Origin of the sequence: Actinoplanes hulinensis (genome assembly GCF_019429605.1) — a bacterium.
GTDB lineage: Bacteria > Actinomycetota > Actinomycetes > Mycobacteriales > Micromonosporaceae > Actinoplanes > Actinoplanes campanulatus.
The window spans coordinates 158,567-183,871 of sequence record NZ_JAHXZI010000019.1 but is presented as its reverse complement, the minus strand read 5'-3'; the positions used below and the strand labels follow the sequence as shown (position 1 = coordinate 183,871).

Sequence of the window (25,305 nt, the reverse complement as noted above, 5' to 3'; positions counted from 1 at the left end):
AACTTTACCTAGCATGGGCCGGTCGTGAAGTCCCGAGATGGCCGGGGCTGGTCACCGGTCGAGGGGGACGGTTGTGGGCACCGTGATGGTCAGGCGTGCGGCCCGCAGGCCGGCGCCGGAGATCCCGTCCGACCCGCTGAGCGTCGATCCGCCGCCGGAGATCCCGGAGCAGGTGGCGGCCCGCTGGCAGCAGTGGCTGATGGCGCTGCCGATGCTGGGCGGCACGCTGGCCATGGCGATGATGATGGGGCAGGGCCGCGGCGGGGCGTATTCGTATGTGATCGGCGGCCTCTTCGGCGTCTCCTCGCTGGCCATGCTGACCACCTCGTTCGGGGCCTCGGGCGCGCCGCGCAAGGCGGAGATGATGTCCGCCCGCCGGGAGTACCTTCGCCATCTCGCGGCGCTGCGCAAACGGGCGCGGGACACCGCCCAGCGGCAGCGGACCGGCCTGCTCTACCGCCATCCCGACCCGGAGCGGCTCTGGTCGACGGTGGGCAGCCACCGGTTGTGGGAGCGGCGCGGCGGGGATCCGGATTTCGGCGTGGTCCGCGTCGGTCTGGGCCCGCAGACGCTGGCCACCCCGCTGGTGCCGCCGGTCGCCCGGCCGCTGGACGAGCTGGAGCCGATGACCGCGGGCGCGCTGCGCCGGTTCCTGGACGCCTACTCGGTGGTGCCCGACCTGCCGGTGGCGATGTCGCTGCGCGGGTTCTCCCGGGTCTACATCCGCGGTGACGCGCCCGGGGCGGAGGGTCCCCGCGCCCTGGTCCGGGCGGTGCTGACCCAGCTCGCGGTGTTCCACGGGCCGGACGAGCTGGTGATCGCGGTCTGCGCCGGGCAGGAGGCGCGCGGCTGGTGGGAGTGGATCAAGTGGCTGCCGCACGCACAGCATCCGAGCCAGTTCGACGCGCTGGGCCCGGTCCGGCTGGTGGCCGGTGACGAGCCCCGGCTGGCCGAGCTGCTGGACGAGGTGATCGGTTCGCGGCCCCGGTTCCATCCCGGCGAGAGCGCCGGCAGCGTGCCGCACGTCCTGGTGGTGGTGGACGGCGCGGAGCCGGCGAACACGCGGCTCGACGACGCGCTGGACGGGCTGACCGTGATCGACCTGGACACCGCGCCGCCCCGGCTGCTGGACCGGTCGGCGCTGGTGCTGGAGGTCCGGTCGGACGGGATGCTCGGCACCTACACGATGGATCACGAGGGTGAGGTGGGCCGGGCGGACGGCCTGACCGTCGCGGAGGCCGAGGCGGTGGCCCGGCGGCTGGCGCCGCTGCGGCTCGCCACCGCCCCCGATCCGGGCGGCGCCCCGACCGCGTCAGCCGAGACCGGGCTGCCCGAGCTGCTCGGCATCGCCGACCCGGAGAACTACTCGGTGGCGCACGGGTGGCCGGCCCGCGCGCCGCGGGACCGGCTGCGGGTGCCGATCGGCGTGAGTGACGACGGGGTGCCGGTCGAGCTGGACATCAAGGAGTTCGCCCAGGACGGCATGGGCCCGCACGGCCTGCTCATCGGCGCCACCGGCTCGGGAAAGTCGGAGATCCTCAAGACGCTGGTGCTGGCACTCGCCGCGACCCATTCGTCCGAGGTGCTCAACTTCATCCTGATCGACTTCAAGGGTGGCGCGGCGTTCGCCTCGATGGACCGGCTGCCGCACACCGCCGCCCTGGTCACCAACCTGGAGCACGCGCTGCCCCTGGTGGACCGGATGGCCGACGCCCTGGAGGGCGAGATGGCCCGGCGGCAGGAGGTGCTGGCCAAGGCGGGCAACTACGCGGGGCTGTACGACTACGACCGCGCCCGGGCCGGTGGCGCCCCGCTGGCCCCGCTGCCGACCCTGTTCGTGATCGTCGACGAGTTCACCGAGATGCTGAAGGAGAAGCCCGATTTCATCGAGCTGTTCCTCCAGATCGGGCGGCTCGGCCGGTCGCTGGGAGTGCACCTGCTGCTGGCCAGTCAGCGGCTGGAGGACGGGCGGCTGCGCGGCTTGGACACGCACCTGTCGTACCGGATCGGCCTGCGGACCAACTCGGCGCTGGAGTCACGGGCGGTGCTCGGCGTGCCGGACGCGCACGAGCTGCCCCGCTCCCCCGGTTACGGCTACCTGAAGTTCGGCACCGAGCCGCTGATCCGGTTCAAGGGCGTCTACGTGGGCGGGGCGATCCGCCGGGCCGGCCGGGGGGTCGGCACGACCGATCACGCCGACCTGCGGGTGCTGCCGTGGACCACGCAGCACGTGGCGGTTCCGGCCACCGCGCCCAAGCCGAAGCCGGCCGCCGAGCCGGAGGGCCCGAAACTGGTCGATGTGGTCGTCGACCGGCTGGTCGGGCAGGGCCCGCCGGCGCACCAGGTGTGGCTGCCGCCGCTCGAGGTGTCCCAGGTGCTGGACGAACTGCTCGGCCCGGTCGGGGTGACCCCGGGGCGCGGGCTGGCCTTCACCAACCCGGCGCTGCACGGTCGCCTCCAGGTGCCGATCGCGGTCGTCGACAAGCCCCGCGAGCAGATGCGTGACGTGCTGTGGTTGCAGCTGGCCGGCGCGGCCGGGCACGTCGCGGTGGTCGGCGGCACGCAGAGCGGCAAGTCGACCGCGCTGCGGACCCTGATCTGCGGTCTGGCGCTGACCCACACGCCGGCCGAGGTGCAGGTGTACTGCCTGGACTTCGGCGGTGGCTCGCTCGGCACGCTGCGGGACCTGCCACATGTGGGCGGGGTGTTCGGGCGGCTGGACGCGGAGGGTGTCCGGCGTACGGTCGGCGAGATGGTGACCCTGCTGGCCCAGCGGGAGGCCCGGTTCGCCGAGCTCGGGGTGGACTCGATGGCGGCGTACCGGAGCCGGCGGGCGGGCGGTTCCGATCCGTTCGGCGACGTGTTCCTGGTGGTCGACGGCTGGGCCACCGTCCGCAAGGAGTTCGAGGAGCTGGAGCCGGTCCTGACCGACCTGGCCACCCGCGGCCTGTCGTACGGGATCCACCTGGTGGCGGCGGCCTCCCGGTGGATGGATTTCCGGCCGGCCGTCCGGGATCTCTTCGGCTCCCGGCTGGAGCTGCGGCTCGGCGACCCGTCCGACTCGATCATCAACCGGCGGGCCGCGCAGGCGGTGCCGGACCAGACGCCCGGCCGTGGCGTGATCGAGCACCCGACCGACCGCAACCGGGGCCTGCACCTGCTCACCGTGCGGCCCGAGGTGAGCACGATCGACGACACCGCCGGCCTGGTCAAGGCGGTGGCGGCGGCCTGGGAGGGGCCCCTCGCGCCGCGGGTGCGCCTGCTGCCGGCCTCGGTTCCGTACGGCGACCTGCCCGTCGACGGCGGCACCGGCCTGCGGCTGCCGATCGGTATCGCCGAGGCCGACCTGCGGCCCGTCGAGATCGACTTCGCGTCCGACCCGCACTTCCTGCTCTTCGGTGACGCGGAGGCCGGCAAGTCGTCGTTCCTGCGGGCGCTGGCCACCACGATCACCTCACGGTTCCGGCCGGAGGAGGCCCGGATCATCCTGGTCGACTACCGGCGCAGCCTGATGGACCTGCCCGAGTCGGAACACCGGATCGGGTACGGCATGCAGGCGCAACAGACCAGCGACCTGATCCTGTCCGCCGCCGGGTACATGCAACGCCGGCTGCCCGGCCCCGACGTGACCGCCCGCGAGCTGCGCGACCGGTCCTGGTGGACAGGTCCGGAGCTGTTCGTCCTGGTCGACGACTACGACCTGGTGGTAGCCGGGCCGACCAACCCGCTGCTGCCGCTGCTGGAGTACCTCCCCCAGGCCCGGGACATCGGCCTGCACCTGGTGCTGACCCGCCGGTCCGGTGGCGCGGGGCGGGCCCTCTTCGAGCCGGTGATCCAGCGCCTGCGCGAACTGTCCGCGCCGGGTCTCGTGATGTCCGGCGCGCCGGACGAGGGCGCGCTCATCGGCAACGTCCGGCCGGCGAACCTCCCACCTGGACGTGGTCGTTTGATCACACGGCGTGAGGGTACCCGCTTGATTCAGCTGGCTCACCGACCACCTTTTCGCGATTCCTAAAAATCGACAGACTCTCGGTGCGATTAGCCACGAAGGACCGCAGCGACACGCCGCCGCGGGGGAGTAATCTCCCTCCATCGACTGACCGTCCGACTGACCCGTCTCAGAATGGCGACGCCGACCCGTGAGCAGTGTGAGCATCGTGTCCCGGCCGGAGAGGCCGCGATGGGTGGCACCCGATGGCGGTGGCTGGTGCTGAGCCGACGGCTCAGCGCCTCGGCGCTGGCGGGCCTGATCGCCTTCGGCCCGGCACCCATCGTCGAGTCCACCGCCCCGATCCCCGTCGGCCACGGCGCCGGTGTCCTGGCCGAGCCCGTCGACACCGCCGGCGACACGGTGCGCGCCGACCAGTGGCAGTTGCAGGCGCTCAACCTGGCCGAGGCGTGGAACTACTCGGACGGCGCCGGCGTCACTGTCGCCGTGATCGACTCCGGGGTGGACGCCCACCACGCCGACCTGGAGGGCCAGGTGCTGCCCGGCCTCGACCTGGTCGACAAGAAGGGCGACGGCGAGAGCGACCCGGTCGGGCACGGCACATCGGTGTCCGCGCTGATCGCCGGCCGCTCCGACGATCCGCAGGGCGTCGTCGGCATCGCCCCGAAGTCCAAGATCCTCCCGGTCCGGGTGCTGGACGAGGAGAACCGCTACGACGACGCCCTGATCGTGGCGAAGGGTCTGCGGTGGGCGGTCGACCACGGCGCCAAGGTGGTCAACCTGTCCCTCGGCGGCAGCGGGTCCAGCTCCATCCTGTCGGCCGCGATCGACTACGCGTTCGCCAAGGACGTCGTGGTGATCGCCTGCACCGGCAACGCGACCGGCACCGCCACGGCCACCACACCGCGCTCCGGGGTGTGGTACCCGGCTCGCGAACCCGGCGTCATCGCCGTCGGTGGGCTGGACCGCGACGGCGAAGGCCTCTGGTCGGGTTCCATCACCGGCAAGGAGACCGTGGTGACCGCCCCGGCGAACGAACTCGTCGGCGCCCGGCCCGGCGGCTACTGGAAGGTCCAGGGCACCAGCTTCGCCGCCCCGATGGTGGCCGCCACCGCGGCGCTGATCCGCTCCCGCTGGCCGGACATGCCGGCCGGCGAAGTGGTCAACCGGATCATCAAGACCGCCCAGGACCGCGGCGACCCCGGCCGTGACCCGGAGTTCGGCTTCGGCCTCGTCGACCCGGTGGCCGCGCTCACCGCAGACGTTTCGCAGGTGCCCGGCAACCCGCTCGACACCACCCCACCGGCCGGTGTCGCCCGCTTCGGCAGCGCGCCGGTCTCCGGGCAGGCCCAGTCGGCCCCCGAGACCAGCACCCAGCCGAACTCCACCACCGCGTCCACGGTCCAGAACGCGGGCGGTTGGGCGGCCCCCGCCGGGCCTGCCCAGACCGGCGTCCCGGTGGCCCGCTGGGTCGCCATCCTGCTGTTCCTGCTCTCCGCGGTCGCGGCTGCGATAACGATCCGCCGCTTCGCCGCGACCACGAGCTGACCTCCGGCAACGAGGCCCATCACCCGCGCTCCGCCAGGCGTTCTCCGCGGCCTTTCAGAGGTACGCCTACTCGTTCCCCAGCCGGGCGGCCCGACCGGCCCGGCTCGACGACCACACACCACGTCGTTCGTGTGCACCGGCAGCCGCTGTAGCCCCGGTGGCGCCGCACGGTCGGTGCTTTGTGCGCGCTGGCAGCCGTGTGCGCGGCCGGACTCGCACTATGCGTTGCCGTGTGGGAACGGCCGCCCGCAGGTCGGGCGGGGGTCGCACAGTGAGCCGCCCATGTGCGTGGACGGGCGCTGTCGGGCCGGCGAGAGCACACAGACGGCCGTTCGTGTGCGTGGACGGGCGCTTTGCGGGTGAGAGCCCACGGGGTGGCGGTGAGTGGGCAGCTCAGCCCGGCGCGGGCGGCAAAGGCGTGAGTGGGCAGGTGGCCGCCGTGCGCCACGAGGCGGGGGTGTGTGTTTGAGGAGGCTCAGCCGTACAAGGGAAGGGGTTCAAGCGCACTCGCCGGTGCGGACGCCTCGGGTGCCCGCGCGACCGGCCTGGGCCACCGATGCGGCCTCGTCGGCCGTCAGGGCGAAGCCGACGTATTTGTCGTCGGCGGCGGCCGCGAAGATGACGCCGAGGACGTCGCCGTTCGGGTCGATCAGGGGGCCGCCCGAGTTGCCGCTGCGGACCAGGGACTTGATCGTGTAGATCTCGCGGGTCACGTCGCCGGACTCGTAGATGTCCGGGCCGGTGATGCGGCTGACGTCGCGGACCCGGGCGGACTGGGCGTTGTACGGGCCGTCCTGCGGGTAGCCGAGCACGATGGCGTTGGCGCCGCTCGACGCCTCCTTGGAGACGAACGGCATGACCGGCGCCTTGAGGCCGGGCACGTAGAGGACGGCCAGGTCACGCTTGGGGTCGTAGACGACGACCTTGCCCTCGATCTGGCGGCCGCCGCTCTCCACGACGACCTCGCGGGTGCCGGCGACCACGTGCGCGTTCGTCATGACGCGCTCCTTGGCGTAGACGAAGCCGGTGCCCTCGATGCGGCGGGAGCAACTCGGCGCCGAGCCGAGGATCTTGAGGACGGAGGCCTTGGACTCCTGCACCACCTTGGAGCCGGCGAGCGCCGGGTCGGGCGCCGGGACCTCGCGGGCCTGGGTCCGGGCGAAGCCGCCGAACACGTCCGGGAAGCCGTTGGTGTCGAGGGTGTCGCGCAGCCCGGAGGAGAGCGCCTGCACCTGCTCGGGCATCAGCTCGTTGATGCCGCCGAGGATGGCGCTGCCGCGCACCTCCCGGTTGATCGCCGGGAAGGGGGTGGACTGGAACGGCACGGCCACCAGCCAGGCGGCCAGCAGCACGGCGACGATCGAGACGAGCGCTCCGCCGGCGTCGTCGAGGTATTGCATGGGGCGGCTCTGGATGACCTGCCGCAGGTTGGTGCCGAGCCAGCCGGCCAGGGTCTGCCCGAGCACGGCCAGCACCAGGATCACGCCGAGGGCGACGACCAGGCGGACCGTCCCGTTCTCGAACTGGCGGGCGATCAGCGGCCCGAGCTGGAGACCGATCAGGACGCCGCTGAAGAAGCCGCCGAGCGACAGCGCACCGATGGTGAAGCCCTGGCGGTATCCGCTGATCGCGAACAGCACCATGAGCACGATCAGGATGACATCGACCACGGGCACTCACTCAGCGTAGAAGTCAGGGTCCATCTCACGGCACCACCTCGTCCGGCGCCCCGCCTCGGGCGGCCGGCACCGGCGCGCTGGCATCCGGTAGCTCGACGACCCGTCCCGGCTCCCACGGGACCGCCCAACCGGCCATCTCCAACATCGCCGCGATCACTCCCGCCGTGAAACCCCAGACGAGTAGCCCACGGATCTGGAAGGCAGGCCCGATCCAGCCACTCGGATGACGCACCCGGATACGGTTCGCGGGATCGGCGAGTTCACTGACCGGCAGTCGCGCGACATGCGCCACCTCGGCCGGCTGGAGCGGATGCACCGGATGCGGTTTGCGCCACCAGGCGAGCACCGGGGTGACGACGAAGCCGCTGACCGGGATCCACAGCTCGGGCAGCAGCGCCAGCACCTCGGCCGAGGTCGGGTCGAGGCCGACCTCCTCCTGGGCCTCGCGCAGCGCGGTGGCCGGGGCGTGGGCGTCCTCCGGGTCGGTGGCGCCGCCCGGGAAGGCGGGCTGCCCGGCGTGGTTGCGCATGGTCGCGGCCCGTTGCAGGACCAGCAGATCGGGGCGGCCGTCGTCGTCCTCGCCGATCAGGACCAGCACGGCGCTGGCGCGGCCGCCCTTCCCGACGGGGCGGCGCAGGGTGGTGAAGTCCTCCGTACGGCATTCGGCGACCCTGGTCAGCAGCGGGTCGAACCACCCGGGCAGTCCCTCCGGCCGGCCCAGCACCTCACCGCGGCTCATCGGGTCACCGTAACGCCGGTGTGTTTCCTCACCTGTTCGATCAACTGGTCGACGTCCATGGCGGCTCGGTGCACGTACATCCCCCCGTCGGCATCGATGAAGACGGTCGCGGGCAGTGTCGCCAACCCGAGTTCGTCCAGGAGCCGTTTCTCCCGGTCGTACAGGGTCGGGAAGTTGACACCGCGGGTGGTGGCGAAGTCGGCGGCGGCGGCCCGGTCGTCGCCGACGTCCACGCCGAGAACGGTGAAGCGGCCGTCGGCGCGGTCGGCGAGACCCTGGATGACCGGCAGTTCCTCACGGCACGGGCCGCACCACGACGCCCAGAGGTTGATCACCGCGGGTCCGCGCAGGTCACGCAGCTTCACTCCTTCGCCGCCGGTGAAGCACGGGAGCGATATGTCAGGAATTTCGGTAGATGCGACGCCGGGGCTTTCGAGAGGAGAGCAGGTCGCGAAAGGAGACGGTATGTCCGGCTCATCGGGTTCGGCGGCGGCGGTGCAGGCGGACAGCGCCAGGACGGCGACGATCAACGGGACGAGCCGCCTCACGGCTCCTCCGGAGCCAGGACCGCCGCGGCCGGGACCAGAGCGGGATCCACGCCGGCGGCCACCGCCAGCTCACGCGCCCGCGGGCCCTTCAGCAGCTTCGCCGCCGGAGCCGCCTCGGTCGGCCCGGTCCCGAAGGACGGGCACATCGCTTTCAGGGTGCAGGCCCCACAAGCCGGGGTACGCGAATGGCACACCCGCCGCCCATGGAAGATCACCCGGTGCGACAGCATCGTCCAGTCGCGCTTCTCGATCAGGTCGGCGACCAGGACCTCGATCTTCACCTCGTCCTGCTCGTCGACCCAGCCGAACCGGTTGGTCAGCCGCCGGAAGTGGGTGTCGACGGTGATGCCGGGGACGCCGAACGCGTTGCCCAGGATCACGTTGGCGGTCTTGCGGCCGATGCCGGGCAGCTTCACCAACTGGTCGAGCTTGCCGGGGATCTGCCCGTCATGGTGCTCCAGCAGCGCCTGGCCGAGCCGGATCAGCGAGTTGGTCTTGGCCCGGAAGAAGCCGGTGGGTCGCAGCAGCGCCTCCATCGCCTCCCGGTCGGCCGCCGCGTAGTCGGCGGCCGAGCGGTAGCGGCGGAACAGCTCCGGGGTGACCTGGTTGACCCGCACGTCGGTGGTCTGCGCAGACAGGATGGTCGCGACGGCCAGCTCGAGCGGGTTGGTGAAATCCAGCTCGCAGTGCGCGTCGGGATGGGTCTCGGCGAGCTCGCGTGCCATCTTCCGGGCCCGGCGCTTGCGGCCCAGCGGCGTCTCACCCGCGAAGCGCGAGAGCACGGCTGTCGCTGCGCGGGGTGGGGTCACCGGTAAAGAGTACGTCGGTCACGCCGGCGGCTTGATGCTCCCGTCCGCGGCGACGACGGCGGCGGTGTCGCCGAAGTCCGCCTCGGACAACCGGGCCACCATCTTGCGGCTGCGGTCGTCGCCCTTGTTGCGGGACGGCACACCGGCGTCGTTCAGATAGGTGGAGACGAACTTCCCGCCCACGTACTTCCCGTCCCGGGTGAGCGAGACGTGCAGGATGCCGGAGTACTTGAGGTCGCCGTCGCGGGACAGGGTGCGCCCGCCGCCGGCGAAGTTGCCCAGGCTGTAGGCGATGAGCTTGCCCTTGTAGAACTCCATGCCGCGCAACACGTGCGGCCCGTGCCCCACCACCAGGTCGGCCCCGGCGTCGATCACGGTGCGGCTGAACTTGACCGGGTTGCCCCGGTTCTCTCCGAAGTAGATCTCGTTGCCCGGCTTCACGTGCGCCTTGTCCGACCCCTCGGCGCCCATGTGCACCTGCACCACGACCAGGTCGGCCCGCTCGCGGGCCTCGGACACCACGGAGGCGGCGGCGTCCAGGTCGTTCACGTTGTTCGCCCCCGCGTACGGCGAGAAGCCCACCACCGCGACCCGGATCCCCTTGACCTTCACGACGGTGATCTGGTCCTCGGCCCCGGTGTGCTCGAGCCCGGCGCCCTCCAGTGCCTCCACGGTGTTGCGGTAACCCTGGGGGCCGTAGTCCTTGGAGTGGTTGTTGGCCGTGTTGAGCAGCTGGAACCCGGCCTCCTTCAGGTGCTCGGCGTAGGCCGGCGGAGACCGGAAGGCGAAGCAGTTGTCCCGCTTCGGGGTGCCGCACTTGGAGGTGCCGGTGTCGCCGGTGAGCGGCTGCTCCAGATTGCCCATGACGAGATCCGACTTGAGCGAGCCGGTGACGGCGTCGAAGAAGCCCTCGCCGTCGTTGGCGGGCAGCTTGTTCGGGGCGTCGCCCATGATGATGTCGCCGGTGGCGGACATCGTGATCGACTCGATCTCGGCCGATTCCTCGATCGGGGGCTTGGCCGAGGCGGATGTCGGCGCGGTCCAGACCGGGGAGTCACTTTCCTGGCTACAACCACTCAAAGCGCCACTTATCAGAACCACCGCCACAAGCAGGACGGAAAGCTTCTTACCGGAGGATGGGGGCTGCGAATTCATCGACGGGGACGATACCGTCGGCCGGCAAGCGGGATCGACCGACGAAAGGCCTGTCCTGATATGCCCGGACCGCTGAATTGTCATGAGCGGTCACGGCATTTCTGGTTACCGTCCAGTATCTGGATCAAGGGGTGGCCGCCCGTTTCCCGCCCGCATGCGCCTAGACTGATCGAGCGCAGACGTTGCGCGTTTTCGAAAGGTGCGGCGATGGATGAGGTACTGGCCCGGAGCGGAATCTTTCAGGGTGTAGACCCGGAAGCCGCCGAGGCGCTCGCCAAGGAGATGGACACGATCGAAGTCCGCAAGGGCGACGTGGTCTTCAACGAGGGCGAGGCCGGCGACAGTCTGTATATCGTTCTGTCCGGAAAGATCAAGCTCGGTCGCCGGGCCGCGGACGGACGGCAGAACCTCGTCTCCATCATGGGCCCGTCCGACATGCTCGGTGAGCTCTCGCTCTTCGACCCCGGCCCGCGTACCGCGACGGCGACCGCGGTGACCGACAGCCGCCTGGCGCGGCTGAAGAAGTCGTCGCTGCGCCCGTGGCTCAACAACCGGCCGGAGATCGCCGAGCAGCTGCTCCGCGTGCTGGCCCGTCGGCTGCGGCGCACCAACGACGCGCTCGCCGACCTGATCTTCACCGACGTGCCCGGCCGGGTCGCGAAGAACCTGCTCCAGATGGCCGGCCGCTTCGGCACCCGGGACGGCGGCGTCCTGCGGGTCACCCACGACCTCACCCAGGAGGAGCTGGCCCAGCTGGTCGGCGCCTCCCGCGAGACGGTCAACAAGGCGCTCGCCGACTTCGCCTCGCGTGCCTGGCTCCGGCTGGACGGCAAGTCCGTGATCATCCTGGACCCGGAGCGCCTGGCCCGCCGCGCTCGCGTCTGACGCCACCCGCTCATAAGGGGCTGTCCTGCCGGGCAGCCCCTTAGTCGTGCCTGCGTGTCGCATCCCTACGGCCACTCGTTACGGAGGTGGTCGAGAGGGCACCGGCGGGCACGGGGAAGGGCGCGGCTTTGAAGGCAGGCAGGGGCGTGGCGGTATGACCGTGCTCGGCACCACGCTGGACCCGCGTGATCCCGCCTACCTGCAGGGCCGCAGCACCACCCTGGAACTCCTCGCCGAGCTGGAGCAGGCGCTCGACGAGGCACGGGCCGGCGGCGGTGAGAAGAACGTGACCCGGCACCACGCGCGCGGAAAGCTGCTGCCCCGGGAACGCATCGAGATGCTGCTCGACCAGGACAGCCCGTTCCTCGAACTGTGCCCGGTCGCGGCCCGGGGCACGGAGTACCCGGTCGGCGGCAGCGTGGTCACCGGGATCGGCGTGATCGAGGGCGTCGAGTGCGCCGTGGTGGCGAACGATCCGACTGTGGCCGAGGGTGCGGTCAACCCGTACACCGCCGACAAGATCCGCCGGGCCACCACGATCGCCACGGCCAACCGCCTCCCGCTGATCAACCTGATCGAGTCGACCGGCGAGACCGGCACCACCGGCGGGCTCTTCCCCCCGGAACGGGTGCCGTCGATCTGCGTGGTCTTCGGCGCCACCACCGGGGACGCCGCCTACCTGCCGGCTCTCTCCGACTACACGATCACGGTCCGCGGGCCGGTCAGCGGCGGCGTCAACGGGCACTCCCCGGTGGCGCCGGCCGACCCCGCCGACCAGACCGCCGTCGACGAGCGGGACGGGCTGCGGCTGGCCCGGCAGTGCGTACGGCGGCTCAACTGGCGCAAGCAGGGGCCGGCTCCGCGTACCCACCACCCGGCCCCGCCCCGGCACGGTGACGAGGATCTGCTCACCCTGGCCGCCGTCGAGCCGGCCGCCTTCGAGCCGCGTGAGGTGTTCGCGCGGATCCTCGACGACAGCGACTTCGACGAGTTCAAACCCGGTCACGGCGCCGCCGTCGTGGCCGGGTGGGGTGAGCTGCACGGGTATCCGCTCGGGGTGCTCGCCGCCCCGAACCGGTCCTGCTCGGCCGCGGAGGCGCAGAAGGCGGTGCACTTCCTGCACCTGGCCAACGCCACGGCCACCCCGCTGCTGTTCCTGGGTCATCCGGGTACGGCCGACGGCGACCAGGAGAGCCGGCACGACGCCCCGATGGGGCACGCCATCGCCCGGTCCACAGTGCCGCACCTGGTACTCACCGTCGGCGGGATCGTCCCCGAGCGCACCGACGAACCCCGTTTCCGATTCAGCTGGCCCACGGCCGGCGCCACCGCCCCGGTCGACGACGGCGTCATCGATCCGCGCGACACCCGTACGGTCCTCGGGCTCTGCCTCTCCGTAGTGCACAGCGCGGCCGTCGTGGGCGCCGGTCACGTCGGCGTGTTCCGATCTTGAAAGGTGGACCAGTGATCCGACGACTTCTGGTGGCCGACCGCGGAGAGGTCGCCCGCCGGGTGTTCGCCACCTGCCGGCTGGTCGGCATCGAGACGGTCGCCGTCTACTCCGACGCGGACGCCGACGCGCCGCACGTGGCCGAGGCCGACTACGCGGTGCATCTGCCGGGCAGCACGCCGTCCGCCACCTATCTGGCGCCCGGGGCCCTGCTCGCGGCCGCCCAGCGGGCCGGGGCCAACGCCGTGCACCCGGGCATCGGGATCCTCGCCGAGGACCCGGAGTTCGCCCAGGCCGTGGTGGACGCCGGGATGATCTGGGTGGGGCCGCCACCGGCCACGCTCCGCACCCTGGCCGCCAAGATCGAGACGAAGAGCCTGGTCGCCGAGGCGCAGGTGCCGGTCCTGCCGACCTACACCGACCCGGAGACCGTGCCGGGTTTCCCGGTGCTGATCAAGCCGGCCACCGGTACCGGCGGTCACGGCATGCGGGTGGTCCGGGACGCCACCACGCTCGCCGAGGCGGTCGCCTCCACCCGGCGTGAGGTCGGCGGCGACGTGTTCTGCGAGCCGTACGTCAGCAACGCCCGGCACATCGAGGTCCCGATCCTGGCCGACGCCCAGGGCGCCGTGGTGCCGTTCGGTGAGCGCGAGTGCTCGGTGCAGCGCCGCTACCAGAAGATCGTGGAGGAGACCCCGTCCCCGGCCGTCGACGTGAGCCTGCGTGAGGACCTGTGCCGGGCCGCGATCGTCGCGGTCCGGGCGCTGGGTTACGTGGGCGCCGGCGCGGTCGAGTTCCTGCTCGACTCCGAAGGGGACTTCTGGTTCCTCGAACTGACCCCGACCCTCCAGGCCGACCACGCGGTCACCGAGTGCGTCTCCGGCTACGACCTGGTCCGTCTCCAACTGCTGGTGGCCGAGGGCGGCAACGTGCCGATGCCCGGTCCGCCGGCGATCCGCGGGCACGCCATCGAGGTGCGGATCTGCGCCGAGGACCCGGCGTACGCCTGGCTGCCAGCCTCCGGCACCCTGCACCGGTTCGCCGTCCCGGACGTGGCCGGCCAGTTCCGCCCCCTGCCGCAGCCCGGCCTGCGCCTGGACGCCGGCGTCACGGACGGCTCGGTGATCGGCATGCACCACGACCCGATGCTGGCCAAGCTGATCTCCTGGGCGCCGAGCCGCCAGGAGGCCGCCCGGATGCTCGCCTCCGCCCTGGCCCGCGCCCACCTGCACGGCGTCGTCTCCAACCGGGACCTGCTGGTCCGGGTGCTGCGGCACGACGCGTTCCGGGCCGGCGATGTGGACACCGGCTTCCTGGACCGGCACCCCGAGGTGTTCGCCCCGCTGCTCTCCTCGGTGGACGCGGTCCGTCTCTCCTGCCTGGCCGCCGCCCTGGCCGGCGCCGCCGCCCGGCGCGCCGGCGCACCGGTTCTCGGCTCCCTGCCGTCCGGCTGGCGCAACGTCCCGTCCGGCTCACAGACCGCGGTGTACGACGGCCCCACCGGCCCGGTCGAGGTCGGTTACCGGATGAACCGCAGGGGCGGCCTGGCCGGCTGGTGGGTCCGCGCGGTGGACCCGGAGGAACTGGACCTGGCCGGGCTGGGTCAGGCCCCGGTCGCCGACGAGCACCCGAACATCGTGGTGGTCCACGCCGACAGCGACCGGGTGATCCTCAACGTGCAGGGCATCCGGTTCGCGGTCCACGTGCACCGGGCCGGCGACATCTCCTATGTCGACAGCCCCGAGGGCTCGGTCGCCCTGCGCGAGATCTCCCGGTTCCCGCTGCCCACGCCGGAGGCCGCCGAGAGCTCCCTGATCGCCCCGCTGCCCGGCGCGGTGCGCCGGGTCCTGGTGGTGCCCGGCCAGCGGGTCCGCGCCGGTGAGCTGCTGCTCACCCTGGAGGCGATGAAGCTGGAGCATCCGGTGCACGCCCCCTCCGCCGGCGTCGTGGCCTCCCTGCCGGTTCAGCCCGGCGCCGAGGTCGACACCGGCGAGCTGCTGGCGGTCCTCGACCCGGAATAGCCTGTTACCCGGTCGTTACCAAAATCCACGAACCAACTGTCACATCGGCGCATCGCACTTCATGACAGGCGGCAGAGCATGTGAAGAAAGAAGCGATGACGATGCGGCGCACGATTCCTCTCCTGGGCGCGATCCTCGGCCTCACCTTCGCCGTCACCGGATGCGCGGCGAGCCCGGAGCAGGTCGGTGGCGTCGCGGCCCCGGTCGGCGCGGCGGTGCCCACCACGGCCGCCGACACCTCGGCGTCGGAGCCGAACGCCGCGTCGCTGGTCCTCGGGCCGGACGGGCTGGGCACTCTCGAGCTGGGGATGACCCGCACCGAGGCCCTCGCGACGGGGAAGATCGTCAAGCAGTCCGCCGCCGTGCTCGCGGAGTGGCAGGAGGTGAACGAAGGCTGCGTTCCCGAGTTCCGCCTGAAGGGCTCCCAGTCGGAGAGTGGCTGGGTCTGGTACCAGGCGAGCGATGGCCTCGCCGTCATCCCCGCCCCGAACGGCGTCGCCACGCCGGAGGGCATCAAGGTCGGCAGCACGCTCGACGACGTCCGCCGCGCCTATCCGAAAGCCGTCGACGACAGTCTTCTGGAGGACACCGGCCGGGTGATGGTCAAGGCGCCCGGAAACCGCCAGGTCGCCTACCGGATTCAGATGGACGACAACAGCCGGAAGGTCGCCTCGCTGACGCTCCAGCTGACCTTCCAGGAGTGCTACGAGTAGGTCTCGTGGCAGCTCAGCCCGGCGGGCGCGGCAAAGGCCCGACCCGGCAGAGGCTCGCGGGGAACTCCGAGAGCCTTTCCCGACCCGTACGGGAAATGGGTCTTCAGTTGCCGAGGAACCACTTGCTGAAGAAACCCTTGCGAGCCGGATTGTTATGGACCGTGGGGGTTTCGTCCAGAGTGGGGGTGCTCGGCGGGACCGGGCGCGGACGCGGCGGCGGCACGTTGTTGACCGCGGCCGGGCGGTAGACGGCCGGCGGCGGCTGCGGAACGCTCGGGTCCAGGTGCAGGTTGCTGAGCAGGTCGCGCAACTGCTCCGCGGTGGGCCGGGCGGACGGGTCGTTGTCCATGCCGAAGCGGAGCACGTTGACGAGCGCCCGCGGCACCCCGGGCAGATCGGGGATGGGCTGGTGGAACAGGTCCATCAGGGTGAGGATGCTGGGGCTGCGGTTGGACTCCCAGCGCGGTGGCCGGCCGCTCATCACCGCGTAGAGGCTGGCGCAGAGCGCGTAGACGTCGGCGGCGCCGGACGGATTGTCGTGGCGGAACATCTCCGGCGGGGCGTAGGCCGGGGTGAGCACCTCGAGGGTGACCGCTGAATCGCGCATCTCGCCGAGCACGGCCAGGCCGAAGTCGGCGAGGACGGCCGCGTTGAACTCCGAGTAGAGGATGTTGGCCGGTTTCACGTCGCGGTGCAGGACGCCGTTGGCGTGCGAGTGCACCAGCGCATCGGCGATCTTGATGCCGACGTCGCGGGCCTCGGTGGCGTCGAGCGGGGAGACGCGCATCCGGTCGAGGTACGACCCGTCGCAGAGCTCCATGATCAGGTACGGGTGCTGGTCGACCGTGACCCCGACGTCGAAGAGGTCGACCACGTGCGGGTGCGACGACATGCGGCCGGCCGCACGCGCCTCACGTAGGAAGCGGGCCTGGTCACGGGCACTGTCGAGGGTCCGGTTCTCCACCTTGATGGCGACGTCGCGGCCGACGGAGTCCTGGGTGGCCCGGTACACAGTGGCATAACCGCCACGGGCCATGACCGACAAGCCGGACATGCCGGGCACGTATGGCACCGGCAGGGCACCGGGCGGGGTCTCCGTCACGGAATAGAAAATACGCCAGCCGCCACGGAGATCATCCGGGCACGTCAGACGCGTAGGCGACAGTTTCCTCGACGATGGTCGAAGAGAGCGTTTCGCGTAGTTCTTCAGCGGCCGCGCGCTCGCTCGCCTGCTCGGTCGAGTATGCCAATCGGACCGCCTCCCCGGCCGCCGCCCGCGCCTCCTCGCACCGGCCCGCGGCGGCCAGCACCCGGGCCCGGACCATCGAGGCGATGACGCCGCTGCGGACGTCCTCGGCGGGCGCCGCGGCGGCCCGCTCGATCCAGGTCAGCGCGGTGTCCACCCGGCCGTCGGCGAGCAGGGCGGAGGCGTACGACGCGAGCGCGTGCCGCCGGGAGAACAGCAGCGACGGCGCCGACGTGTCACTGGCGATCGGCGCCAGCAGCCCGATCGCGGTCGCCGCGTCCCCGGCCCGGTTCCGCGCCTCGGCCAACAGCACCCGCGGCCCGACCTGCGCCGGGGCGAGCGGGTTGTGCGGCTCGACGGCGACCATCACCCGGCGCGCGTCGGCCTCGGCGGTCTCCAGGTCGCCACGTTGCAGGGCGACGAACCCGCGCAGTGTCCCGGCCATGCCGAGCAGCAGCGGGTGCCCGGTCCTGTCGGCGTAGCCCAGAGCGTCGGTGAGCAGGTCGTTGGCGTGCTCCGGCTCGTTCAGCCCGCGGGCGACGGCGCCGCGGACCACGAGCGCCAGGCCGCAGCCCCAGTCGTCGGAGACCTCGAGGAACTCCCGGTACGCCCGCCGCGCCTGCCCGTCGGCCGCACCGAGATCGCCGAGTTCGGCGGCCGCGTACGCCTCGACCACGCGCAGCGTGCCGACCGCCCAGCCCTCACCGACCCGGCCGCCGAACGGCAGGAACAGCCGGGCCAGCCGCCGCGCCTCCTGCAACCGGCCGGCCAGCAGCCGGGCGAACGCCGTGGTGCCGCGCAGCCAGGCCCGCCCGACCGGGTCGCCGAGCTCGGCGAAGAGCCGCGCGGCCCGGCCCAGCACCGCGTCGGTGCCGGCGAAGTCGCCCCGGGTGGTGGTCACCCAGGCCAGGCTCTGCAACGCCCAGGCCTGCCCGTGCCGGTCCCCGGCCGCGAGCGTCACCTGGTACGCCGCCGCGAACCGGCTGCTCGCCTGGCTGAGCCGGCCGTTCAGGAAGTCCGCCATGCCGAGCCGGCGCATCGCGTTGGCCCGCTCCGGCAGCAGCTGCGCCTCGGTGGCCACGTCGAGCGCCTCCTGCCAGGCGGCGACGGCCCGGGCGGTGTCACCGAGGGCCTCGTACGCCCGGCCGACCACGATCATCGCCTCGGCCCGCCAGACCGGCTCCCCGGCGGCGCTCACCGCGATCTTCTCGCCCTGGGCGAGCGCCTCCTCGGCCCGGTTCAGCCGCAGCAGCGCACGGGCCTGCACCAGCTGGTCGGGCAGCGGCAGGTCACCCTTGGCCAGGGCGGCGGCGCGTTCGCCGTACTCCAGGGCGGCGGCCGGCTCGATGTCGGCCAGCGCGCGCCGGGCCATCCGGCCGAGCGCCTCGACGCCCAGCGGGGCCACCTCCCGGGCGGCCGCGTCGGGGCGCAGCCGGACCGCGTCGGCCAGTTCGACGGCGTGCTCGGCGTGGGTGGCGATGAACGCGTCGCGCTCGCCGTCGGACAGGTTGAGCCGGACCGCGCCGTCGTGGCCGGGCCGGTGCACACTCTCCGGCGCCGCCCACGTCGCCAGGTACGCGTGCCGCTCGGCCAGGTCGCCCTTGCCGATTCCCGCGTACGCCGCCTCGCGCATGAGCGGGGTGGTGAACTGGTAGCCACCCCGCGACCGGTGCAGCATGCGGCGTTGCAGCAGCTCGTCGACGGCCCGCTCCAGCTCGACGCCGTCGGTGGCCGCACGCCGGTCCTGGAGCGCCTCCAGGACCCCGCTCGGCACGGTGGTCCCGGCGACCGAGGCGTCGCGCAGCACCGACCGGGGCTCGACGGCGAGGGCGTCGATGCGGGCGGCCAGGACGGCGGCCAGGTCCCGGGAGAGCAGCCGGCTGCCGAGCGAGCCGGCGGCCAGCTCCCACCGGCCGGCCGCGTTGGCGCCGATCGCCGGGGTGAGCGCGCCCCGCTCCATCAGCAGGGTGACCATCTCGGCCAGGTAGAACGGATTGCCCTGGGCGGTGGCGAGCAACCGGTCGCTGTCCGCCGGGGAGAGCTTGCCACCGCCCAGATAGGACGTGAGCAGCCGGGACGCGTCGGCGCCGCGCAGTGGGGGCAGGGCGTGCACCTCGGCGTCGGCGAGCCGGGTCATGGCGCCCGCGGCACGGACCAGCTCGGGCCGGCCGAGCAGCAACGCCACCACCGGGCCGTCCAGCCGGTTGAGGGTGAGGCCGATCGCGTCGAGCGTGGTGGCGGTGGCGTCGTGCAGGTCGTCGACGATCACCACCAGCGGCTCCTCGGCGGCGAGCGCGTTGAGCAGGCCGCTGACCGCCACCGAGATCGCCTCGGCGTCGATCCCCCGGGCGGCCGGGCGGTCGGCGGGGGCGGTCGGGCCGACCGGACGGTCCGGCGCCTCGCCGTAACCCAGCAGCACCAGCAGCCGGTCGATGTCGAGCGTCACGCCGAGCCGGCCGGCGAGCTTGCGGAGGCGTTCCTCCACGACCGTACGGGCGACCGTGGTGGCCGCGTCCTTGGGCAGGCCGGCCGTCTTGCGCACCAGGTCGGCCAGCGGCGCGTAGCGGCGGCGCTCACCGTACGCCCGGCAGCGGACCCGCAGCACCCGGGCGCCGTGCCCGGGGTATCCGGAGGCCAGGCGCTTGACCTCCCCGGCGAACCGGGACTTGCCGATGCCCGCCTCGGCGGTCATCACCAGGATCCGCGGGGTTCCGGTGTCGATCGCCTCGGACAGCCGGCCGGAGACCCGGCCCAGCTCGGCCTCGCGGCCCACGAACGGCGCCTCGTCGCCCAGCCCGGAACGGGTGCCCGGGGCGTCGTGCAGGCCGAGCAGCTCGTACGTCGGGACCGGCTCCCGCTTGCCCTTGAGCCGCAGCGGCCGCAACTGCCGCCAGGAGGCGACGTGCCGGGTGCCGCCGCTGGTCCGCTCACCGGCGTAGACCCCGCCGATGGTGGCGGCGTCGGCGAGCCGGGCCGCGGTGTTCACCGTGTCGCCGATCACCGTGTATTCGATGCCGGCCTGCATGCCGGCGACCACCTCGCCGGTGTTCAGCCCGATCCGCAGGCCGAGCGGGGCGCCGCCGCCGCGCTCGTCGTCGAGCACCCGGCGGACCGCGCGCTGCATGCTGAGCGCGGCCCGGACGGCCCGCTCGGCGTCGTCCTCATGGGCCACCGGGGCGCCGAAGACCGCCATGATCCCGTCGCCGGTGAGCTTGTCGACGTGGCCGCCGAACGTCTTCACGGCGCCGGCCAGGGCGGCCAGCACCCGGTCGGTGACCGCGCCGACGCGTTCCGGATCGAGGTCCTCGGAGAACGAGGTGAAGTCGGAGAGGTCACCGAAGAGCACGGTGACGATGCGCCGCTCGGCCGCCGGCAGCTGCGCGGCCACCGGGAGCGCGGCGCCGCAGTGATGACAGAAACGGGCGCCGGGGACGGGAACGGTCCCGCACACCGGGCAGGTCACGGCGTCATCCGTTTCCGGCGCAGATGGTCGAGCTGCGCGGCGGCCGACCACTCGGCCGCGAAGCGCACGCCCGGGTCGATGTCCGGATAGACCAGGTCGACCACGGCCGCGGGCGTCTCCGCCCCCGCCGCCATCGCGGCCGCCACCTGCGCCAGGCGCTCCCGGCGGTGGTCCAGATAGAAACGGGCACGCTCGGCGGTGTCGGCGCGGGCCGGGCCGTGGCCGGGCAGCATCAGGACCTCGGGGTACGCGCTGAGCAGTTCCAGACTGTCCAGGTACGCCCCGAGGTCACCGTCGGGCTGGGCCACCACCGTGGTGCCACGCCCGAGGATGGTGTCGCCGGTGAACATCGCGCGGTCGTCCCCACACTCGACGAGAAAGGACACCGAATCACTCGTGTGCCCTGGAGTGTCGACGACGCGTATTTCGAGACCGTTCCCGCCGAGGGACTCGAAGGGGTCCAACGGCTCCGCGTTACGGCAGTGCGCCGGGTCGGCGGCCAGCACCGCGGTGCCGCCGAGCAGTTCGGACAACCGGTCCGCGCCCTCGACGTGATCGTGATGACCGTGTGTGATCAGAATGAACTGGAACGGCCCGAACTCGGCGATCCGCCGCAGGTGCCCCTCGTCGAGCGGGCCGGGGTCGACCACGGCCGCGACATCGGCGCCGGGCGCCCGCAGAATCCACGTGTTGGTGCCGTCCAGCGTCATCGGCCCCGGGTTGGGCGCCCGCAGCAACGTCACCCAACCCGGTAGCCGGTCGACCTCGGCCGACTCGGGCGCAGCACCCCGCATGACCCGAATCGTACGTCGGCCCGGCGACGATGACCGAGACACGATGTCCGATCCGGTCACCTTCGGTGAGCAAATACGGCCGAATCACCGCAAGATCAGGCCACTTCGGCGATGACCTCGACCTCGACAGGAGCGCCGAGCGGCAGTTCGGCCACGCCGACGGCGGCGCGGGCGTGCCGGCCCTGCTCACCCAGAACCGCGGCGAACAGGTCGGAGGCGCCGTTGATCACGGCCGGCTGGGCGGTGAAGCCGGGCGCCGACGCGACGAACCCGCCCACCTTGACGATCTTGACGACCCGCTCCAGGCCGACCAGCGCGTCGATGGCGGCGAGCGCGTTGAGGGCGCAGAGCCGGGCCAGTGCGGCCGCCTCCTCGACGGTGACCTCGGCGCCGACCTTGCCGACCTGGGGCAGCTTGCCGTCCACGAACGGCAGTTGCCCGGAGACGTAGACGTGGTTGCCGGACTGCACGGCGGGCACGTACGACGCCACCGGCGCGGCCACCGACGGCAGCGTCAGGCCGAGTTCGGCGAGGCGGGCGTGCGCCGGCGTGGTCACGACTGCGCCTTCCTGGTCATGCCCTCCCGGCCCTCGCCTGCGGCGCGGCGGGCGGGCGCGGCGAGGTGCCGCTCGGTGCAGTCGGTCATGACTTCGGCCGCTTCAGATAGGCGACCAGTTGCTCGGGGTTCGGCCCCGGAACGACCTGGACGAGCTCCCAGCCGTCCTCGCCCCAGTTGTCGAGGATCTGCTTGGTCGCGTGGACCAGCAGGGGCACGGTCACGTACTCCCACTTCTGCATGGCTTGCGCTCTCCCTTACGTCGGATACGCGCACAGCTTAGGGCGCGGACGACCAGCGGGTTGGCTAGGCTGAGCGGGACTGTGTCACGGATTGAACACATGCCATCACGAAGAGCGATGAGCGGAGGATGACATGACGCAGGACCCCTGGGACGGGCCGGGCGGGCACCCGGAGCCACCACCCACCCCCGAGCCGGAACCGCCGATGCCGATCCCGCCGGAGGAGCCGATCCCGGTGCCGGAGCCGCCGCACACGGCCGACCACGACACCGCCGAGCATCCGGCGGTGCCGGGGTGGCAGCAGCCGCCCCCGGCGGGCCCGTGGCACGCCCGGCACGAGAAGCCTGGTGAGTGGCAGCACCAGCCGCCGCCCTATCTGGCGTACGAGCACTCGCCCCCCGCCGAGATCCAGCCCCCGCCCGAGCCGATCTGGCTGGACCCGCCGACCGCCCATCTGCCCCCGGTGACCGACCGGCGGCGCCCCACGGTGTTCCTCTCGATCGCCTTCGTGGCCACCCTGGCGCTCTGCGGCGGCGGCGCGGTCTCCGCGTACTACCTGCTCCGGGACGCCGGCAACCCGGGCGCGCCGGATCCCGCCACCGCGGTCGACCAGTTCCTCACCGCGGTCTTCACCCAGCAGGACGCGAACGCCGCGGAGGACCTGGTCTGCCGCAAGTCACAGGACGAGGCGAAACTCGCCACCCGGATCAAGCAGATCAGCTCGTACGCGGCCGCCTACCCGGGCCCGGCGTTCCGCTGGAACGAGCCGGACGTCGCGGACCGGGACGACAAACGGGCGCTGGTGGACGTACAGGTCGTGATGTCGACCGAGGATGAGCGGTCCGCCGCTCAGGACCTCCGGTTCACTGTGATCCGCAAGGCCGGCTGGCTGGTGTGCGAGGTGTCCGGCTGACAGGTGGCCGTACCGTTGGGTGCATGGGTGAACACCGCAACTGGCCGGAGCGGCTGCACGTGGTGACCGGCAAGGGCGGCACCGGCAAGAGCACGGTGGCCGCCGCGCTGGCGCTGGGTCTGGCCGCCGGCGGCCGCCGCACCCTGCTCGTCGAGGTGGAGGGCAGGCAGGGCATCGCCCAGCTGTTCGGGCTGGACCCGCTGCCGTACTCGGAACGCCGGGTCGCGACCACCTCCGGCGGCGGCGAGGTGCGGGCGCTGGCGGTGGACGCCGAGGAGGCCCTCCTCGAGTACCTGGACATGTTCTACAAGCTCGGCGCGGCCGGGCGGGCCCTGCGCAAGGTCGGCGCCATCGACTTCGCCACCACCATCGCCCCCGGGCTGCGGGACGTGCTGCTCACCGGGAAGGTGAAGGAGGCCACCACCCGGTCGCAGGACGGCCGCCGGTTCTACGACGCGGTGGTCCTGGACGCCCCGCCCACCGGACGGGTGGGCCGGTTCCTCAACGTCACCGAGGAGACCGCCCGGCTGGTCAAGGTCGGTCCGATCAAGACCCAGAGCGAGAGCGTGGCGTCGCTGCTGCGCTCGCCGATGACCGCCGTGCACGTGGTCACGCTGCTCGAGGAGATGCCGGTCCAGGAGACGCTGGACGCGATCACCGAACTGTCCGCCCTGCACATCCCGGTCGGCCGGGTGGTGGTGAACGGGGCGAGGCAGGCGCTGCTGGCCGAGGGGAAGGTCACCAAGGCCGAGATCAAGCGGGGGCTGAGCGCGGCCGGGCTGCCCGCGCCGCCGGCGATGGTGAGTCAGCTCACCGCCGAGGCACAGGCCCACCTGACCCGGCGGGAGCTGGAGGAGTCTCTGCGGATGGAGTTGACCGAGCTGAACCGGCCGATGGTCGAACTGCCGCTGCTGCCGGACGGGGTCGACCGCCCGGCTCTCGACGAGCTGGCCGCACTCCTCATGCGAGCTTGATCGAGGAGAACGTCCGATCAAGACGCACTACCCTGAAATGGTGGCTGATTTGAGCGCTCCACGGCTCGACATCGACGGTCTCCTGGCCGATCCGGCCATCCGCATCGTGGTCTGCTGCGGGGCCGGCGGTGTGGGGAAGACCACGACGGCCGCCGCGCTCGGATTGCGCGCGGCGGAGATGCACGGGCGCCGCACGGTGGTGCTCACCATCGACCCGGCCCGCCGGCTCGCCCAGTCGATGGGCCTGACCGAGCTGGACAACACACCCCGCCAGGTCAAGGGCATCGACGTGGAGCGCAGCGGCGGTGAGCTGCACGCCATGATGCTGGACATGAAGCGCACCTTCGACGAGGTGGTCGAGCAGCACACCTCGCCGAAACGCGCCGCCGAGATCTTCGCGAACCCGTTCTACCAGGCCATGAGCTCGACCTTCGCCGGCACGCAGGAGTACATGGCGATGGAGAAGCTGGGCCAGCTGCGGGCCGGTGAGGAGTGGGACCTGATCGTGGTTGACACGCCGCCGTCCCGGTCCGCCCTGGACTTCCTGGACGCGCCGGCCCGGCTGTCCCGCTTCCTCGACGGCCGGATGCTGCGGCTGCTGCTGGCCCCGGCGCGATCCGGCGGCCGGAGCATGTTCAGCCTGGTCACCGCCTCGTTCGGGCTGTTCTCCCGGGCCGTGCAGAAGATCCTCGGCGCCCAGCTGCTCACCGACCTGTCCGGTTTCGTGGCGGCCCTGGACTCGATGTTCGGCGGGTTCCGGCAGCGGGCCGACCAGACGTACCAGATCCTCCAGGACCCGCAGACCGCGTTCCTGCTGGTCGCGGCTCCGGAGCGGGACGCGATCCGGGAGGCCGCCTACTTCGCCGAGCGGCTGGTCGCCGAGCGGATGCCGCTCGGCGGCCTGGTGCTCAACCGGATGCACACCACCGAGCCGGGCGGGCTGACCGCCGAGGCGAGCGAGGCCGCGGCCGAGCGGCTGGAGGAGACCGGCGACAACGCGGTCACCGCGGACGTGCTGCGGATCCACGCCGCGCTGCTGCGGCAGGCGGAGCGGGAGGCCGCGGTGGCGGCCGGGTTCACCGAGTCCTTCCCGTCGGTGCCGGCGGCCTCGGTCGCGGCGCAACCCGCCGACGTCCACGACGTCGACGGGCTGCGAACGATCGGAGCTCTACTCGCACTCTCCTGATCAGCGGGTGGAGACGAGCACCTTGTCGGCGCCCTTCTCCCGCAGTGCGGCCTCGAACATCTTCCGCCAGCTCGCCACATGCGGGTGCCGGCGGAGCAGAGCCCGCCGCTCCCGTTCCGTCATGCCTCCCCAGACGCCGAACTCGATGCGGTTGTCCAGGGCGTCGGCGAGGCACTCGTAGCGGACCGGGCAGCTGCGGCAAATCCTTTTCGCCACGTTCTGCTCGGCGCCCTGCACGAACAACGCGTCAGGGTCGCCACTCTGACACGCCGCCATGCTGGGCCAGTCGCTGATCATCCCCACGGTAAACGTCCCCCCTTGCTGTCACCCCCTGACGCCGGCGGCTCCCTGTTCCCCCATGCCGGTCCGGCGTCCGTGTCTCGCCGCACCATCATGCTCTGTAGTTGGGTGATTACGCAACGTTGTCCCTCAAAT

At 72.2% G+C, this 25,305-nt stretch carries 21 protein-coding genes; 10 read left to right on the top strand and 11 right to left on the bottom strand.

The genetic code is table 11. The features are described from left to right. The first annotated feature begins 73 nt into the window (after positions 1-73). Positions 74-4,015 (top strand): type VII secretion protein EccCa, encoded by a 3,942-nt coding sequence (eccCa, locus tag KZ829_RS32140; protein ID WP_220147596.1) that lies wholly within the window; start codon positions 74-76, stop codon positions 4,013-4,015. Positions 4,016-4,180: 165 nt separating this feature from the next. Then, the gene (mycP, locus tag KZ829_RS32135) at positions 4,181-5,497 is read left to right on the top strand and encodes a type VII secretion-associated serine protease mycosin (protein ID WP_246636596.1); all 1,317 of its coding nucleotides are present in this window, start codon (positions 4,181-4,183) and stop codon (positions 5,495-5,497) included. Positions 5,498-5,994: 497 nt separating this feature from the next. Here mycP and KZ829_RS32130 read toward each other — a convergent pair whose 3' ends face one another. Genes KZ829_RS32130 through KZ829_RS32110 form a run of 5 tightly spaced genes read right to left on the bottom strand, consistent with a single transcriptional unit; the run spans position 5,995 to position 10,352 of the window. Then, positions 5,995-7,173: a MarP family serine protease gene (locus KZ829_RS32130; protein WP_220147594.1), complete on the bottom strand. Its 1,179-nt coding sequence runs from the start codon at positions 7,171-7,173 to the stop codon at positions 5,995-5,997. Between the two features lie 28 nt (positions 7,174-7,201). Then, on the bottom strand, positions 7,202-7,915 hold the full coding sequence (locus KZ829_RS32125; RefSeq protein ID WP_220147593.1) for an NUDIX hydrolase: 714 nt from the start codon (positions 7,913-7,915) through the stop codon (positions 7,202-7,204). Continuing rightward, positions 7,912-8,463: a TlpA family protein disulfide reductase gene (locus KZ829_RS32120; protein ID WP_220147592.1), complete on the bottom strand. Its 552-nt coding sequence runs from the start codon at positions 8,461-8,463 to the stop codon at positions 7,912-7,914. The genes KZ829_RS32125 and KZ829_RS32120 overlap by 4 nt, the downstream gene beginning before the upstream one ends. Further along, positions 8,460-9,272 carry an endonuclease III gene (gene nth, locus KZ829_RS32115; RefSeq protein ID WP_308285746.1) on the bottom strand — a complete coding sequence of 271 codons (813 nt, stop codon included), beginning with the start codon at positions 9,270-9,272 and terminating at the stop codon, positions 8,460-8,462. Before nth ends, KZ829_RS32120 begins: the two co-directional genes overlap by 4 nt. Before the next feature lie 18 nt (positions 9,273-9,290). Continuing rightward, the gene (locus tag KZ829_RS32110; RefSeq protein ID WP_308285745.1) at positions 9,291-10,352 is read right to left on the bottom strand and encodes a CapA family protein; all 1,062 of its coding nucleotides are present in this window, start codon (positions 10,350-10,352) and stop codon (positions 9,291-9,293) included. Between KZ829_RS32110 and KZ829_RS44680 the strand changes: the two genes are divergently transcribed. From KZ829_RS44680 to KZ829_RS32090, 5 genes are all read left to right on the top strand, one after another. After that, entirely contained in the window at positions 10,237-10,503 is a 267-nt protein-coding gene (locus KZ829_RS44680) for a hypothetical protein (protein WP_308285749.1), read from the top strand. The genes KZ829_RS32110 and KZ829_RS44680 overlap by 116 nt on opposite strands. Before the next feature lie 131 nt (positions 10,504-10,634). After that, a complete protein-coding gene (locus tag KZ829_RS32105) occupies positions 10,635-11,312 on the top strand; it encodes a Crp/Fnr family transcriptional regulator (protein WP_014447921.1) in 678 nt (225 codons plus the stop codon). Between the two features lie 154 nt (positions 11,313-11,466). Next, entirely contained in the window at positions 11,467-12,765 is a 1,299-nt protein-coding gene (locus KZ829_RS32100) for a carboxyl transferase domain-containing protein (RefSeq protein ID WP_220147590.1), read from the top strand. 11 nt (positions 12,766-12,776) lie between these two features. After that, complete coding sequence (locus tag KZ829_RS32095) at positions 12,777-14,783, top strand: ATP-binding protein (RefSeq protein ID WP_220147589.1); 2,007 nt, start codon at positions 12,777-12,779, stop codon at positions 14,781-14,783. 95 nt (positions 14,784-14,878) lie between these two features. Continuing rightward, entirely contained in the window at positions 14,879-15,496 is a 618-nt protein-coding gene (locus tag KZ829_RS32090; RefSeq protein WP_220147588.1) for a hypothetical protein, read from the top strand. 103 nt (positions 15,497-15,599) lie between these two features. On the opposite strand, the gene KZ829_RS32085 is transcribed toward KZ829_RS32090, so the two are convergent. The 5 genes from KZ829_RS32085 to sp36 form a co-directional block, all read right to left on the bottom strand. Beyond that, a complete protein-coding gene (locus KZ829_RS32085; protein ID WP_220147587.1) occupies positions 15,600-16,598 on the bottom strand; it encodes a serine/threonine-protein kinase in 999 nt (332 codons plus the stop codon). 31 nt (positions 16,599-16,629) lie between these two features. Next, on the bottom strand, positions 16,630-20,205 hold the full coding sequence (locus tag KZ829_RS32080) for an AAA family ATPase (RefSeq protein ID WP_220147586.1): 3,576 nt from the start codon (positions 20,203-20,205) through the stop codon (positions 16,630-16,632). Next, a complete protein-coding gene (locus tag KZ829_RS32075) occupies positions 20,202-20,999 on the bottom strand; it encodes an MBL fold metallo-hydrolase (protein ID WP_220147585.1) in 798 nt (265 codons plus the stop codon). The genes KZ829_RS32080 and KZ829_RS32075 overlap by 4 nt, the downstream gene beginning before the upstream one ends. Before the next feature lie 95 nt (positions 21,000-21,094). Continuing rightward, on the bottom strand, positions 21,095-21,556 hold the full coding sequence (locus KZ829_RS32070) for a RidA family protein (RefSeq protein WP_204297811.1): 462 nt from the start codon (positions 21,554-21,556) through the stop codon (positions 21,095-21,097). A gap of 85 nt (positions 21,557-21,641) precedes the next feature. After that, the gene (gene sp36, locus KZ829_RS32065) at positions 21,642-21,797 is read right to left on the bottom strand and encodes a Sp36 family protein (protein WP_093619400.1); all 156 of its coding nucleotides are present in this window, start codon (positions 21,795-21,797) and stop codon (positions 21,642-21,644) included. Between the two features lie 133 nt (positions 21,798-21,930). Here sp36 and KZ829_RS32060 point away from each other — a divergent pair, with 133 nt between their 5' ends. Genes KZ829_RS32060 through bagB form a run of 3 tightly spaced genes read left to right on the top strand, consistent with a single transcriptional unit; the run spans position 21,931 to position 24,870 of the window. Further along, positions 21,931-22,710: an Rv0361 family membrane protein gene (locus KZ829_RS32060; protein WP_220147584.1), complete on the top strand. Its 780-nt coding sequence runs from the start codon at positions 21,931-21,933 to the stop codon at positions 22,708-22,710. Between the two features lie 23 nt (positions 22,711-22,733). Continuing rightward, positions 22,734-23,684 (top strand): ATPase BagA, encoded by a 951-nt coding sequence (bagA, locus tag KZ829_RS32055; protein WP_220147583.1) that lies wholly within the window; start codon positions 22,734-22,736, stop codon positions 23,682-23,684. 37 nt (positions 23,685-23,721) lie between these two features. Continuing rightward, positions 23,722-24,870, top strand: a complete 1,149-nt coding sequence (bagB, locus tag KZ829_RS32050; RefSeq protein ID WP_220147582.1) for an ArsA family ATPase — start codon at positions 23,722-23,724, stop codon at positions 24,868-24,870. On the opposite strand, the gene KZ829_RS32045 is transcribed toward bagB, so the two are convergent. Beyond that, positions 24,871-25,173 carry a WhiB family transcriptional regulator gene (locus KZ829_RS32045; RefSeq protein WP_041832981.1) on the bottom strand — a complete coding sequence of 101 codons (303 nt, stop codon included), beginning with the start codon at positions 25,171-25,173 and terminating at the stop codon, positions 24,871-24,873. Positions 25,174-25,305 lie beyond the last annotated feature (132 nt).

Excerpts from the sequence above, each read along its gene's own strand:
- sp36 (WP_093619400.1), bottom strand. The coding sequence starts at position 21,797 with ATGCAGAAGTGGGAGTACGTGACCGTGCCCCTGCTGGTCCACGCGACC.
- bagB (WP_220147582.1), top strand. The coding sequence starts at position 23,722 with ATGGTGGCTGATTTGAGCGCTCCACGGCTCGACATCGACGGTCTCCTG.
- KZ829_RS32075 (WP_220147585.1), bottom strand. The coding sequence starts at position 20,999 with ATGCGGGGTGCTGCGCCCGAGTCGGCCGAGGTCGACCGGCTACCGGGT.
- KZ829_RS32125 (WP_220147593.1), bottom strand. The coding sequence starts at position 7,915 with ATGAGCCGCGGTGAGGTGCTGGGCCGGCCGGAGGGACTGCCCGGGTGG.
- KZ829_RS32060 (WP_220147584.1), top strand. The coding sequence starts at position 21,931 with ATGACGCAGGACCCCTGGGACGGGCCGGGCGGGCACCCGGAGCCACCA.
- KZ829_RS32100 (WP_220147590.1), top strand. The coding sequence starts at position 11,467 with ATGACCGTGCTCGGCACCACGCTGGACCCGCGTGATCCCGCCTACCTG.
- bagA (WP_220147583.1), top strand. The coding sequence starts at position 22,734 with ATGGGTGAACACCGCAACTGGCCGGAGCGGCTGCACGTGGTGACCGGC.
- KZ829_RS32105 (WP_014447921.1), top strand. The coding sequence starts at position 10,635 with ATGGATGAGGTACTGGCCCGGAGCGGAATCTTTCAGGGTGTAGACCCG.
- KZ829_RS32090 (WP_220147588.1), top strand. The coding sequence starts at position 14,879 with ATGACGATGCGGCGCACGATTCCTCTCCTGGGCGCGATCCTCGGCCTC.
- mycP (WP_246636596.1), top strand. The coding sequence starts at position 4,181 with ATGGGTGGCACCCGATGGCGGTGGCTGGTGCTGAGCCGACGGCTCAGC.